13 protein-coding genes are annotated in these 13,875 nt (G+C 62.6%); 9 read left to right on the top strand and 4 right to left on the bottom strand.

What is annotated here, in order from left to right; genetic code table 11:
* Nucleotides 1-9 precede the first annotated feature (9 nt).
* Both NKJ84_RS02745 and NKJ84_RS02740 read right to left on the bottom strand, forming a co-directional pair.
* Complete coding sequence (locus NKJ84_RS02745) at nucleotides 10-1,158, bottom strand: YcaO-like family protein (RefSeq protein ID WP_352505227.1); 1,149 nt, start codon at nucleotides 1,156-1,158, stop codon at nucleotides 10-12.
* Nucleotides 1,158-4,325: an ATP-binding protein gene (locus tag NKJ84_RS02740; RefSeq protein WP_352505226.1), complete on the bottom strand. Its 3,168-nt coding sequence runs from the start codon at nucleotides 4,323-4,325 to the stop codon at nucleotides 1,158-1,160. Before NKJ84_RS02740 ends, NKJ84_RS02745 begins: the two co-directional genes overlap by 1 nt.
* A 500-nt stretch (nucleotides 4,326-4,825) precedes the next feature.
* On the opposite strand from NKJ84_RS02740, the gene fabI reads away from it, so the two are divergent.
* Complete coding sequence (gene fabI / locus NKJ84_RS02735; RefSeq protein WP_352476656.1) at nucleotides 4,826-5,644, top strand: enoyl-ACP reductase FabI; 819 nt, start codon at nucleotides 4,826-4,828, stop codon at nucleotides 5,642-5,644.
* A gap of 31 nt (nucleotides 5,645-5,675) precedes the next feature.
* A complete protein-coding gene (locus NKJ84_RS02730) occupies nucleotides 5,676-6,263 on the top strand; it encodes a histidine phosphatase family protein (protein ID WP_352476657.1) in 588 nt (195 codons plus the stop codon).
* A 63-nt stretch (nucleotides 6,264-6,326) separates the two neighbouring features.
* Here the strand turns inward: NKJ84_RS02730 and NKJ84_RS02725 are convergent, their stop codons facing one another.
* Nucleotides 6,327-6,590 carry a DUF1344 domain-containing protein gene (locus tag NKJ84_RS02725; protein WP_023716902.1) on the bottom strand — a complete coding sequence of 88 codons (264 nt, stop codon included), beginning with the start codon at nucleotides 6,588-6,590 and terminating at the stop codon, nucleotides 6,327-6,329.
* Nucleotides 6,591-6,865: 275 nt separating this feature from the next.
* Here NKJ84_RS02725 and aroC point away from each other — a divergent pair, with 275 nt between their 5' ends.
* Both aroC and ribB read left to right on the top strand, forming a co-directional pair.
* A complete protein-coding gene (aroC, locus tag NKJ84_RS02720) occupies nucleotides 6,866-7,966 on the top strand; it encodes a chorismate synthase (protein ID WP_352505225.1) in 1,101 nt (366 codons plus the stop codon).
* 109 nt (nucleotides 7,967-8,075) lie between these two features.
* Nucleotides 8,076-9,176 (top strand): 3,4-dihydroxy-2-butanone-4-phosphate synthase, encoded by a 1,101-nt coding sequence (gene ribB, locus NKJ84_RS02715; RefSeq protein ID WP_254818438.1) that lies wholly within the window; start codon nucleotides 8,076-8,078, stop codon nucleotides 9,174-9,176.
* Between the two features lie 59 nt (nucleotides 9,177-9,235).
* Here the strand turns inward: ribB and NKJ84_RS02710 are convergent, their stop codons facing one another.
* Entirely contained in the window at nucleotides 9,236-10,459 is a 1,224-nt protein-coding gene (locus NKJ84_RS02710) for an MFS transporter (RefSeq protein WP_352505224.1), read from the bottom strand.
* Nucleotides 10,460-10,577: 118 nt separating this feature from the next.
* Here NKJ84_RS02710 and NKJ84_RS02705 point away from each other — a divergent pair, with 118 nt between their 5' ends.
* From NKJ84_RS02705 to NKJ84_RS02685, 5 genes are all read left to right on the top strand, one after another.
* On the top strand, nucleotides 10,578-11,231 hold the full coding sequence (locus tag NKJ84_RS02705; protein WP_352505223.1) for a TetR/AcrR family transcriptional regulator: 654 nt from the start codon (nucleotides 10,578-10,580) through the stop codon (nucleotides 11,229-11,231).
* A gap of 132 nt (nucleotides 11,232-11,363) precedes the next feature.
* Nucleotides 11,364-12,290, top strand: coding sequence for a histone deacetylase family protein (locus NKJ84_RS02700; protein ID WP_352476662.1), 927 nt, complete (start codon nucleotides 11,364-11,366; stop codon nucleotides 12,288-12,290).
* Between the two features lie 3 nt (nucleotides 12,291-12,293).
* The gene (locus NKJ84_RS02695) at nucleotides 12,294-12,545 is read left to right on the top strand and encodes an exodeoxyribonuclease VII small subunit (RefSeq protein WP_031211056.1); all 252 of its coding nucleotides are present in this window, start codon (nucleotides 12,294-12,296) and stop codon (nucleotides 12,543-12,545) included.
* 109 nt (nucleotides 12,546-12,654) lie between these two features.
* Nucleotides 12,655-12,921 (top strand): DUF2277 domain-containing protein, encoded by a 267-nt coding sequence (locus NKJ84_RS02690; protein WP_023716908.1) that lies wholly within the window; start codon nucleotides 12,655-12,657, stop codon nucleotides 12,919-12,921.
* 9 nt (nucleotides 12,922-12,930) lie between these two features.
* Nucleotides 12,931-13,851, top strand: a complete 921-nt coding sequence (locus tag NKJ84_RS02685; RefSeq protein ID WP_352505222.1) for a pirin family protein — start codon at nucleotides 12,931-12,933, stop codon at nucleotides 13,849-13,851.
* The last annotated feature ends 24 nt before the right edge of the window (nucleotides 13,852-13,875 follow it).

Here is a 13,875-nt window from a genome sequence, read left to right as displayed (position 1 = left end):
CGCATCCGGTCACTCCACTAAAGGGTACAATTGCGGGATAACTATCCTGACGGCCGACAGTCGGTTCCAAGGGCTGGTGTTGAGGCGGATCAGATACACCGCGCTGATTCCGCTTTCCTCCAGTCGTGCGAGAAGGCTGCCACGCAAGGTCTGCCCGCTCGCCGCTCGATCGGCAGGCTGGCGGGCGAAACTCACGTCCTTGCGGCCGCCGGTGATCAGCTGGCGGTGCGCCTCGATAAGCTGCCAGTCGGGATATTTCGGATAAGACGCCCGGGTCATGTCGTCGCGCGCACCCGAGATCGCCGCAAGCCGCGCCTGCGCCGCCTCATGGATCGCTTGGACGGCAGCTGCCGCCGGATAGAATGCAGCGGCCGAGCCGTCGGCCGGCAGATGGAGCAATGCCGTCTCTCGAGGATTGCTCTCCATCAGATGGCACCAAATCACAGGCAGGCCAACAGGCGACGGCGCGAGCCAAAGGCCGACGATCATGTCTTTTCGTGCGAGTTCATCCAATAAAGCCAAGACCCTTGCGTCATCGATGGTCGCTGGATCGATTCGCTGGTGTTGCAGAAAACCATGCGTCTTGAGAGCGCGGGCGATCGCATCGCGTTCGACGCATTCCAATATGCCGTGTGTGATGGCGTCTGCTTCATCAAGCGCGGCCGCCAGTCCGGTTGTGGTTGGCGTGAAAATTCCGTCACAGGGGCTGGGCGGTACGAGATAGGCCGTGTGCACCAATTCCAGCGGAACGAAGTCGCGGCCGCCGCCCAGCAGGTTCTCCGCCTCCATCCAAGCGATTTTTCGGCCGCGCCAATCAGCAGGGGCGGGCTCTCGCAGCCACGTCTCAAATCGCCCGTAGGGTATGCCGAGTAAAGTGGCCGAAGCGTAAGCTGCATCAAGATATTCGATGCGCTCGGCGAAAAAGCTCTCAGCGGATTCCAAAATGGCCGATATGGCAGCGCGAGCCAGGCTGGCACCCTTTCCCTGCGCGACCGCGTTTGAAAACGAGAACGGCCTCGTTGCCTGCACGACCGGGATGCCGACACGGTCCAGGCCGGTAATGTCCGCAATACGGGTGATGCCCAACGCTTGTCGCATCGACATCAGATACGTCAGCGCTTCGTCTGCCGGAGGACCAAGGCGCTCATATTGTTCCACTATCGGCTGGCCCGCAGTTCCGGCTCAGGGTTGACGATCAGCGGTTCGCCGGGCTCAACCGACTTCCTTGCCGCTTCGATACGGTCGTTGTAGCTCCGAAGCAGGACGGGCGAGAGATTTGACACGCTGAGCGTCTCGTAGGCCGCGATGAGGATGGGCACGGCATTTTGCTCGGCTGCAGTATTGAGGCTCTTCTCAAGGGCAGCTGCCACCTGGCCAGCTGCCGCGCCGTCAAGGACGAGAAGTTGTGCAATTCGCCGATGTAGTTCCGCCAGCCAATATCGACTGCCACCCGCCTCGGCCTGCGCCACCGCCGAATGAAGCAGGGCAAGCGCGCCACTGATCTCACCCGAGCGCGCGAGAAGTTCCGCCAGCATGCCGCAATAGACGGGCTCGTCCTCAGGTGTCTGCACTTGTCCATGCAGGCCGAGGGCCTCACGCATCTTGTCCTTGCCCCGCTCGAGGTGGCCAGCGTTGCCATCGCACCAGCCCTCGAAGATTTGTGCCGAGACGACTAGCGAAGGCAGGTGATGAAGCGCGGTCAGCTGCCGCAGATCCTCAATCACGTCACGCAACGAAGCGAAGTCGCGGCGATAGCAACTCAGCATCGCGCCGTTGATACAGGCATGCGCGATGCTGCTGACATGGCCAGTCTGCTGAGCCCAGCGGCGGGCCTCCGACATGGAGCGGAGAGCGCTCGTTGCACGTCCCGAGAACCACAGCGACAGTGCACGATGCGCCAAGCCGCACACGCGCGCGTCGTGCCCCCCAAAACGCGTGGCATTCGCGTGCCCCTGGCCCACGTCATAGTGCGGCAATCCAGCATCAACCGCGGCTATGCATCCTCCATGGTCTCCGCGATTGAAATCGACTGCCCACAAGCAGTGCCTAGCCTGAAGCTGAATCTCGGGGTCGTTAACCTCCTTTAGATCACTGACGACGGCCTGCGCCCGCTCGCCATCAACGACCGAACCCGTGAACCACCAACCCCAATAGATCGGGAACCACTTGGCGCGCTCCGCTATCGGCCGACGCCGTGCGATATTTACGCCTTCGTCGTAGAGCCTGCGGGCGTGCTCGGAATTTGGCCCTTCGACAGCGGTCAATATCGGCCCGAGCGCCACCATCGCCGAGAGCCGCAGCGCATCCCGTTTGTCATGATCAGAAACCTGCCCGCAAAGCGCAATGGCATGCTCGAGCAGCTGCCTTGCCTCAGCCATAGCCGAGCGGGACGAGCTTTCCATGCCGGCATTGACGAACTCGCCGATCGCTTCGTCAAGCAGGCCACCTCGCTCAGCATGATCGGCAAGAGCTGCCGTTGTTAGCCAGCCAACGAGGCTGCGGTTGCCACTAGCCACCGCATAAAGACGCTGATGCAGGGTCCGGCGCCGTTTCCGTAGTGTTCCACTATAGATCGTTTCTTGGATAAGCGCATGCCGAAACGCGTACACTGTTGCTGCTGCATGCCTGGCGCGTACGAAGCCAGCCTCGGCCAGGGCATTGAGCGCCGCAGAGATTGTGCCCGGGTCAAATTCCGGCAAGAGCGCCGACAGCAAGTCCAGGCTGAATCTGTTGCCGGCGACGGCGGCCGCGCGCGCCACCTCGCGGGCGCGGCCGAGAGGCTCGAGCCGGGCGTCCAACACTGTTTCCAACACCGCCGCGCGGCCGAGCGAAACACCCTGTGGCAGGTGCTCAGTACCGCTAGCGGCATTCTCCGCCATCCATTGGCAAACCTCCTCGATGAACAGGGGTACACCGCCGGTGACGCGCTCGACCAACTCTATCAGCTCAGGCGCGGGCGCTCGCTTGCCCTGAGGCCACATCGTCGCGATTGCCCGCAAGGTGTCGGCATGCTCAAGGGGAGCGAGCAGGACATGCTTGCTTTTTTCATCCAGCCAGTCGCCAGATCCCGGCCTCGTCGTTGCGATCAAGAGCACGGGGCAACTAGGAACCAGTTTTGCAAGTTCACCCAGCAGTTGCTTCGACGTAAGGTCGATCCAGTGAATATCCTCAGCGATCAAGATCACTGGGCCACTGGCGCACGTTGCTTGTAACGCATGGCGCGCAGCCCAACCGGCTTTCTCTCGGATCACTTCCGGATCCATCTCATGGAAACCGGACCTCGCGCCTTCCACGCCGAGCAGAAAAGAAAAGATGTCGACGACTTCGGCGTCGTGAATGTCATGTGCTGCGAACACCTCTGCTACAAGCGCAGGGGTGAGTGCACGCTCGCCGTCGTCGAAATTGCCCAGCATCGCCTGCCGCAGTGGATACAGCGTCGAACGCGAGTCGCCTGGCATACATTGGAAGAGGAGCAACCTGTTGCGTTGGAAGCGCGTTCGCCGGCGCACCTCGTGTAGGATGCGCGACTTGCCAATGCCGGCCTCGCCCTCGATCACTACGACTTGGCCACGTCCCGAAACGGCCTCATTCCAACATTCGTGGATCAGCTCGGCCTCATCCGTACGGTCGACCAAGGGGCTGGTGAGGCGTCCGAACGCGGAGAAACGGTCTACCCCCCGCTTGTGACTCAGCGCCTGCCAGACCTGCTCGGGTTGCGCGAAGCCTTTGATGACGTGAGAACCGTAGAAGCTAAATACGTGTGAGCGCCGTGCCAGATTACGCGTCTCGTTGCACACGACGACGGTATCCGGCCGGGCAATTGCCTGCAGCCTGGTTGCCAGCGCAAATGCAGGGCCGGTTACCGTGTCCTGCGCTACAGCGGTGTCGCCCTTCAGGATTAGCGTCATCGAGGTCGCCACGCCTACCCTTACATGCAGGTCGCTCCTCCCTTTCTCCGCGGCAAGGAGCTTGCACGCCCTGACGATCCCAAGCCCGGCGCTGATCGTCAGCGACGCCGCATCCTTCGCACCCAGATCGACTGGGAACACAGCGACGCCGCCGTCGCCGACCTCGACCGTCACGGTTCCGGAGCACGATACAATCGCTTCCTTGGCGGCCATTTGAAACGCCAAGATAAGTTCCTCAAAATCTTCGATGCCGAGCAGGCCCAGCAGCTCGGTGGAGCCTACGAGATCGTAGCAAAGAGCGGTTAGTATGCGCCGTTCGTGACGGGTCTCGACACCGTCATCCATCAACCCTTTGCCGATCGGAAGGCGCGAGCCAGTCCCCGCCTTCGGAACATCAACTCGGCTCTTATGCGACATGTCACCCTCGCTGACAGGGCATACTATCAAAAGTATGACAGAGCACAAATTACTGAGCGGCGATCGCCGGAAGGTGCGACGGCTGCTCAGGACCTCTCGCCTGTGGGTTGGCGGACTCAACGTCAAATTTTTTGTCCAAAGGCAGACATTCGACGGCCTAAGCCCAGACGTCCGCTCCCGGCGCACCGCAAAGCGGTCGTCCACGGCCCAAAGTATGGAAGTCGGCTCGGGGTCATGACCGTGGCTTCGGCCGCTGGCCAACGAAACTTCTGCCAAAGGGTCATCTTCCGCCGTGACACCGATACTGGCGTCGGATTTTTCCACTGGCCCGCCACTCCAAGGTCAAAGCGCTACAGCGTCCTTTGCGCGCCCAAAAGGACTCGCGGCTCTGTAGACCAGCGGCTTTGTCCCCCGAACTGTCCGCTTTGAACGCTTGAAGGGGCACTGTGGCTGTGCGATAGGCACTCCACAAAGCAGAGAACCTTGCGGAGAGCGCTGACATGGCGGGTGAACGGGGCCTTATGGCCGGCAAGCGCGGCCTTATCCTTGGCATCGCCAACAATCGCTCGATCGCTTACGGCATCGCCAGGGCCTGTGTCGATCACGGCGCCGAGATCGCGCTGACTTATCAGGGCGAGGCGTTCAAGAAACGTGTCGAGCCGCTCGCGGCGGAACTGGGCGCGCATGTCGCCGGCCACTGCGATGTGACCGACCCGGCCAGCCTCGATGCGGTGTTCGCCGATATCGCCAGCCATTGGGGCAAGCTCGATTTCCTCGTCCACGCTATCGCCTTTTCCGACAAGGACGAGCTGACCGGCCGCTATGTCGAGACGACGCGCGATAATTTCCTGCGCACCATGGATATTTCGGTCTATTCCTTCACGACCATTGCCAAACGTGCCGAGGCGCTGATGACCGACGGCGGCTCGCTGCTGACGCTGACCTATTACGGCGCGGAAAAGGTGATGCCGCACTACAACGTCATGGGTGTCGCCAAGGCGGCACTCGAAGCCAGCGTGCGCTATCTGGCCGTCGATCTCGGCGCCAAGAAGATCCGTGTCAACGCGATCTCCGCCGGCCCGATCAAGACGCTTGCCGCATCCGGCATCGGCGATTTCCGCTATATCCTGAAATGGAACGAATACAATTCGCCGTTGAAGCAGACGGTCACGCAGGAGGAGGTTGGCGATTCCGGCGTCTATTTCCTGTCCGACCTTTCGCGTGGCGTCACCGGCGAGATCCATCATGTCGATTCCGGCTATCATGTTGTCGGCATGAAGGCGGTCGACGCGCCGGATATTTCGACGGTCAAGGACTGACGCCACCGCCTGACCTCCTCCGGAAGACCTGATGTACCCGCTCGTCTATATCGTGCGCCACGGCCAGACGGCGTGGAACGCCGAGGCCCGGCTGCAGGGGCAGGCCGATACCGACCTCGACGAGCTTGGCCGCGAGCAGGCTAGCCGCAACGGGCGCAGGCTGGCCGAACTCATCGACAAGCCCGAAGATTTCGACTTTGTCGCCAGCCCGATGCGGCGCACGCGCGAGACGATGGAGCGCCTGCGCGCGGCGATGAAGCTCGATCCGCACGCCTATCGTACCGAGCCGCTGCTCGTGGAATTGAGCTTTGGCGACTGGCAGGGTTTCACCTTTGCCGAACTCGAGGCGAACAATCCTGGTTCGACCAGGCGCCGCCGGCTCGATAAATGGAATTTCCAGCCGCCCGGCGAAGGCGCCGAAAGCTATCAGATGCTGCTCGAACGGGTGAAGCCGTGGTTCGACGCGCTCGATCGCCAGACGGTCTGCGTGACCCATGGTGGCGTCATGCGCGTAATGTTCCGCTTGGTACTGGGGATGTCCGAACAAGATGCGGTCAGCATGGACGTGCCGCAGGACCGCGTGCTCAGACTGGACGGCCGGCGCCTGGAGTGGCTTTGAGACCGATGACGCAGCGTATGTTGAGATCAGGTCGGGCCGGCATCAGCTGAATGTCGACGCGTCCTACTCGGTCGATCCGGTGTCCGGCAGTTCCATATCGGTGACGACATTCTCGCCATTCGTCACGTCATAGGCGAGGACGATGTCCATGCCTGGCTTCAGCGCATCGAGGTCGGTTTCGGCGTTCAGCTTGTAGGACTTGCCGTCGTCCAGCGTCAGCGTCAGCGCATCCTTGTCGACCTTCTTGATCAGGCCTTCGGTCTGGCCGGCGAAGGCGGCGGTGGAAATCAACAGCGTGGCGGCAACAGCGCCAATCAGGATACGCATCATCGTCCTCTTTAATCATTGCCGGTACAGCGGCTCGGTCCAACGGAACGGAACTGAGCAGAAACCAATCGAATGTGTCAAAACTAAATCCGCCGGATCACAGTTTGACCACTGTGGAAAACGCCAATAGAAGGCAGGCGACAGCGCCGCGCGTCCTCCTGGACGCGCAAAGGACGCTGTAGCACTTTTGATTTTGTGCATGATCCTTTCCGAAAATCGCTCCGATTTTCGGGGTTATGCGCTAGGCCGGCTCCGACGCCGGCAGGGCTGGTTCCATGTCGCACAACACGTTCGGCCATCTTTTCCGCGTCACCACCTGGGGCGAAAGCCACGGGCCGGCGTTGGGCTGCGTCGTCGACGGCTGTCCGCCAGGCATCCGCTTCACTCGCGACGAGATCCAGGCCGAACTCGACAAGCGCCGCCCCGGCCAGTCACGTTTTGTGACGCAACGTCGCGAACCGGATGAGGTGAAGGTCCTGTCCGGCTTCGTCCTCGATGAGGACGGCGAGACGATGATCACGACCGGCACGCCGGTGTCGATGCTGATCGAGAATGTCGACCAGCGCTCGAAGGATTATGGCGACATCGCCCGCCAGTTCCGGCCGGGCCATGCCGATTACACGTACGAGGTCAAATACGGTCTGCGCGACTACCGCGGCGGCGGCCGCTCCTCGGCGCGTGAGACGGCGGCGCGGGTGGCGGCCGGAGCGCTTGCCCGGAAGGTCGTGCCCGGCATGGTGGTGCGCGGCGCGCTGGTGTCCATGGGCGATAAATCGATCGATCGCGCCAATTGGAACTGGAATTTCGTCGGCGACGCCGAAAACCCGTTCTTCACACCTGATCCGGCGTCCGTCGCCGTCTTCACCAAATATCTGGACGGCATCCGCAAGGCGGGCTCCTCGGTCGGTGCGGTCATCGAGATCGTCGCCGACGGCGTTCCGGCCGGGCTTGGCGCGCCGATCTATGCCAAGCTCGACCAGGACATCGCCGCCGGCCTGATGTCGATCAACGCCGTCAAGGGTGTCGAGATCGGCAACGGTTTCGAGGCCGCCCGCATCACCGGCGAGGAGAATGCCGATGAGATGCGCATGGGCAATGACGGCAAGCCGGTCTTCCTGTCCAACAATGCCGGCGGCATTCTCGGCGGCATCTCGACCGGCCAGGCGATCGTCGCGCGTTTCGCCGTCAAGCCGACCTCGTCGATCCTGACGCCGCGAAAGTCGATCGACAAGGACGGTAACGACGTCGAGATCATGACCAAGGGCCGGCACGATCCGTGCGTCGGCATCCGCGCTGTACCGATCGGCGAGGCGATGGTTGCCTGCGCCATTGCCGATCATTATCTGCGTCATCGGGGACAAACGGGAAGGCAGTAGGGAGTAGAGTAGGGGAGTAGGTTACGCAGCTCCCACGACAGCATTTTTTCCTTTTCTCTACTCCCGTACTGCCCTACTCCCCTATTCCCTGCGAGCGAAGCGAGCACTTATGCCTTACGACCAGAAGAAGATCGTCGAAGCCCTGCGCGCCTTCGAGCGCGGCGAGATCGTCGTCGTTATGGACGATGACGGCCGCGAGAACGAGGGCGACCTGATCGTAGCCGCCGTCCATTGCACGCCGGAAAAGATGGCGTTCATCGTTCGCAACACGTCGGGCATCGTCTGCACGCCGATGCCGCGCGAGGAAGCCAAGCGGCTCAACCTGTCGCCGATGGTCGCCGACAATGATTCGGCCCACACCACCGCCTTCACCGTCAGCGTCGATTTCAAGCACGGCACCACGACCGGCATTTCGGCGGACGACCGTACTCTGACTGTCCGCAACCTCGCCAACGGCAATGTCGGCGCCTCCGATTTCGTCCGGCCCGGTCACATCTTTCCGCTGATCGCACGCGAAGGCGGCGTGCTGATGCGTTCGGGCCATACCGAGGCCGCTGTCGACCTCTGCAAGCTCGCCGGCCTGCCGCCGGTCGGCGTGATTTCCGAGCTGGTCAACGATGACGGCACCGTCATGCGTGGCCCGCAGGTGCAGGCCTTCGCCGAAAAGCACGGGTTGAAGCAGATCTCGGTTGCCGACCTCATCGCCTACCGGCAGCGCAAGGAAACGCTGGTCGAGCGTGTCGCCTGTTCCGACATTGAGACGGCAGGCGGCAAGGCACAGGTCTTCACCTACACGCTGCCCTGGGATTCGATGCATCATGTAGCGATCGTCTTCGGCGACATCCGCGACGGCGAGGAGGTGCCGGTGCGCCTTCATTCCGAGGACGTGGTCAGCGACGTGTTCGGCACCAGCCACAGACTGGACGCCATCATGAAGACGATGGGCGAGCGTAAGCGCGGCGTCATCGTCTATCTGCGCGAAGGCTCAGTCGGCGTCGCCCATCAGGAGCGCAAGCGCCCGGCTGCCGGCGACCGCGAGGATCACGAAGAGGCTCGCCGCCGCGAAAACGAATGGCGCGAGATCGGCCTCGGCGCGCAAATCCTCAAGGATCTCGGAATTTCCTCGATAAATCTGATCGCCTCGCGCGAGCGCCATTATGTCGGCCTCGAAGGTTTTGGCATCCACATCGCCAAGACCGAGATTCTTTAGGCCATTCTCACGGTGCTGGTATGCGTCCGGCCCCGGCTCGGGGCCGGACGCACCGGAAACTATTCCGCAGCGACCGCGGCTGCGTCGCATGCCGCCATGTCGCAGTTCGGCGCGGCAAGGCTGCGCTGGCCGGCGAGCACGATGGCCAAAGCGATTGTGCCCGATGCCACCGATACCCAGAACCCGTTCTGCGCGCCGAAAGCGTCCACCACCCAGCCGGCGGCGAAGGAGCCGAGCGCCATGCCGATGCCGATGCCGGTCATCACCCAGGTCACGCCCTCGGTCAGCACCGCCTCCGGCACGCGCCGCTCGATCAGGCCGAATGCCGTGATGAAGGTCGGCGAGATTGCCACGCCGCTGACGAAGACGGCCAGTGCCAGCAGCGGCACGGTGTCGGCGACGAGCAGCGGCAGCGTGGTGAGCGCAATGATGGCGATTGCGATGGCAAGCTGAATCTGCAGCGGCACTTTCAGGTTCAGGGCGCCGATGACGATGCCGACGACGAACGATCCGAGCGCGTAGACGCCGATGACGAAGCTGGCGGCGCCCGGCTGGCCAAGCTCCTTGGTGATCGCCACGGTGCTCACCTCCGTGGTGGCGAAGGTCGCGCCGATGAAGATCAGGGCCAAGGTGATGATCTGGACCGGCCGCAGGCGGATTGCCGAGCCGCCCGAACCGTGTTCCACCGGTCGCGCTCGCGGTTCGGTCGAGCGCTGCAGGATGAAGGCCGTCGAACCGAAGGCCAGGAACAATGTGCTCGCGAGCACTCCCGCTTCCGGGAAAAGCGCGACACTCAGTCCGACCGACAGCGATGCGCCGGCGATGTAGACCAGTTCGTCCGCCGCCGACTCGAAGGCGAACGCCGTGTTCAACTCGGGGCGGTTGCGGAAGATTTCGGTCCAGCGTGCGCGCACCATTGCCGGGATGCTGGGCATGACGGCGGCGAGCAGCGCCGAGACGAATAGCGTCCATATCGGCCAATGCTGATTGGTCGCTGCAATCAGGATCGCGAAGGCGAGCGCGGAAATCATGGTGGTCGGCACCACAATCCGCGTCTGGCCGAGGCGGTCCACCAGTCGCGATACCTGCGGGGCGACGAAAGCGTTGGCCAGCGCATATGTCGCGGAAACGGCACCGGCCAGCCAGTATTGGCCATCGGTCTGCGACAGCATTGCGACGATCCCGATCGGAGCCATGGCCATCGGCAGCCGGGCAACGAACCCGGCGGCAGCAAAGCCCTTGGCGCCCGGCGCGCGAAAGATCTGGGAATAGGGATTTTGCATGGTCTGGCTCCTCGACAACGGCCGGTTCGGCGATTACATACGTAGCGTATGAGTTTAAATAGATCATACGTGGCGTATGTCAATTGGCATGCGAAGCGTATGTTAATAGGGCCAGTGCATGCACAAACCACGCAAGGAGATGATTGCCGAGACCCGCGCCAAACTGATTGCCGCGGCGCGCCAGGCCTTCGGCACGCTCGGCTATGCCGAAGCCTCGATGGATAACTTCACGGCATCGGCCGGGCTGACGCGCGGTGCGCTCTATCATCACTTCGGCGACAAGAAGGGCCTGCTCCAGGCGGTTATCGCCGAGATCGACGCCGAAATGGCAGCCCGGCTGAAGGTCGTTTCGGCCAAGCCGGACAATCTCTGGCAGGGCTTTGTCGACGAATGCACCGCCTATATCGAGATGGCGCTGGAGCCGGAGATCCAGCGTATCGTGCTTCGCGACGGGCCGGCGGTGCTCGGCGATCCATCGCAATGGCCAAGCCAGAGCACATGCATCCGCTCGATGACAGAGAGCCTGCAAAGACTGAGCGACGAGGGGACAATTCTCGCCGTCGATCCCGAAGCCGCGGCAAGGCTGGTCAGCGGCGCCTCGCTGCATGCGGCGCAGTGGATCGCAAATTCGAACGATCCCGAAGCGACGTCGAAGAAGGCAGTGAAGGCGTTCAAGGTTCTTCTGGAGGGGCTGCTCAATCGCACCGGCAGGCTGCATCAACCTGATCGACCGTCAGCGATGCAGCCCGAGGTTGACCGATCACCGGCCTGAGATCATCTTTTCGCCAATCCCAGGCGGCTCGCGGTGGGCTCGGCCGACGCCGGTTGCCTAAACCCTGTTGAACATCGCGTCACCAGCGCGCGAAAACATGGCCAAAGCGGTAAGGCGCGCCTATATCGGGGCATGGTCACGAGACTTTACACGCATCCGATTTTCCTCGAGCACATAACACCGCCCGGTCATCCGGAGCGGCCGGACCGTCTGCGCGCCATAGAGCGTGTGCTTGACGACGAGGCCTTCGCGGCGCTCGATCGCGTCCAGGCGCCTGAAGGCGACGAGGCAACCATTCTCTACGCGCATCCGCCCGAATTCGTCGAACGTGTCCGTGCAGCGATACCGGACACCGGCATCGCCCGTATCGACGCCGATACCACCGCCAGCCCGAAGAGCTGGCAGGCTGCCGTGACCGCGATCGGAGCTGCCAACGCCGCGGTCGATGACGTCTTCACCGGCCGTGCCGAGAACGTCTTCGTCGCCGCACGGCCGCCCGGCCATCATGCCGAAAAGACCACCTCCATGGGTTTTTGCCTGTTCAACACCGCGGCGATCGCGGCACGCTACGCGCAGAAGAACCATGGCGCCGGCCGTGTCGCCGTCGTCGACTGGGATGTGCATCACGGCAACGGCACGCAGGACATCTTCTGGGACGATCCGTCGGTGCTCTATTGCTCGACACACCAGATGCCGCTTTACCCGGGAACCGGCGCCGCGAGCGAAACCGGCGCCGGCAACATCGTCAACGCGCCGCTGGCGCCGCAGAGCGGCAGCGATGTTTTCCGTGACGCCTTTCTGTCACGCATCCTGCCGGCGCTCGACAATTTTGCGCCCGATCTCATCATCATCTCCGCCGGTTTCGACGCCCACCACCGCGATCCGCTGGCCGAGATCAACCTGACCGAGGATGATTTCGACTGGGCGACCGGCCAGTTGCTCGAACGAGCCGGGCGCCATAGCCGCAACCGGCTCGTCAGCGTTCTCGAGGGCGGCTACGATCTGCAGGGATTGGCATTTTCGGTCGCCGCCCATGTCGGGCGGCTGATGAAGGGATAGATGATGGCTGGTGAGACCAACGAGGACGTCAAGGCGATGAGCTTCGAGCAGGCGCTCGAGGCGCTGGAACGGATCGTCGACGATCTGGAGCGCGGCGACGTGCCGCTCGACCAGTCGATCCGCATTTACGAGCGCGGCGAGGCGCTGAAGGCGCATTGCGACCGGCTGCTGAAAGCGGCCGAGGACAAGGTCGAGAAAATCAGGCTGTCGCGTGACGGCAAGCCGGTGGGGACAGAGCCGCTGGATGCGGACTGAGGCGCGGCCTCGAACGACGATTGTGCTTACCGGCTTTGGACATCATCACGATTGAGGGTAAAACTCATCCCGTTTGAAACGGCTCCAGGACGAGAGGAGATTGCGAACGATGTGCAGAAACATCAAAACCCTGTTCAATTTCGATCCGCCGGCAACCAATGACGAGGTCCGCGATGCCGCACTTCAGTTTGTCCGCAAGCTGAGCGGAACGACACGGCCGTCGAAACAGAACCAGCATGCGTTCGACCATGCCGTCGAGGCCATTGCCGCCTCGGCGCGTGAATTGCTCGACAGCCTCGAGACGACGCAGCATCCGCGCAATCGCGAAGAGGTGGCGGCCAAGGCGAAGGCCAAATCTGCACTTCGCTTCGCCTGAGGGGACCGCGTGAGCTTCTTTCCCGGAAACGATCCGCAGATGGGCGATGCCTTCGCCAGCGATCAGATCGAACTGATGGTCATTCCGAATGCCAAGGACATCGGCGGATTTCAGGTTCGCCGCGCCTTGCCGACGGCCAGGCGCCGGCTGGTCGGACCCTTCATCTTCTTCGACCGCATGGGTCCAGCCGTTCTGCGGGCCGGCCAGGCGCTCGACGTGCGCCCGCATCCGCATATCGGCCTGTCGACGGTGACTTACCTGTTCGACGGCAAGATCAGGCACCGCGATTCGCTCGGCACCGAGATGGTGATCCAGCCCGGCGACGTGAATTTGATGACCGCCGGCCGCGGCATCGTCCATTCGGAGCGCACGCCGGAAGAACTGCGCGGCTTGCCGATGTCGGTTTCCGGCCTGCAGACATGGCTGGCGCTGCCGGACGGCAAGGAAGAGGTCGCGCCGGTCTTCGAAAACACCGCGGCCCTGCGCCTGCCCGAAATCGATGCAGAGGGTGTCAGCGGCCGTATCGTCATCGGTGCATTGTCCGGGCTGCGCTCCCCGGTCGCCACCGCTTCGGACACGCTCTATGCCGATCTCAGGTTGGCGCCGGGTGCCAGCGTGAAGATCCCGGCCGACGCCGAGGAGCGCGCCATCTATACGCTGGCAGGCGAGGTTTCGATATCCGGTGACCGCTTCCCGGCCGAGCGGCTGCTGGTTTTCCGGCCCGGCGATGAGATCGTTGTTTCATCGGAGGGCGGCGCCCATTTCATGCTGTTTGGCGGCGCTTCGCTCGGTTCGAAACGTTATATCTGGTGGAATTTCGTATCGTCCTCAAAGGAACGCATCGAGCAGGCGAAAGAAGAATGGAAGACGGGCCGCTTCGATATCGTTCCTGGAGACGAGCAAGAGTTCATCCCGCTGCCCGAAAGCTGATGCGCGTTACCGCCACATTTACAT

This window comes from Mesorhizobium sp. M0048 (genome assembly GCF_040323405.1).
GTDB lineage: Bacteria > Pseudomonadota > Alphaproteobacteria > Rhizobiales > Rhizobiaceae > Mesorhizobium.
The sequence above is the reverse complement of the archived record's forward strand: the minus strand, read 5'-3'. Positions and strand labels throughout refer to the sequence as shown.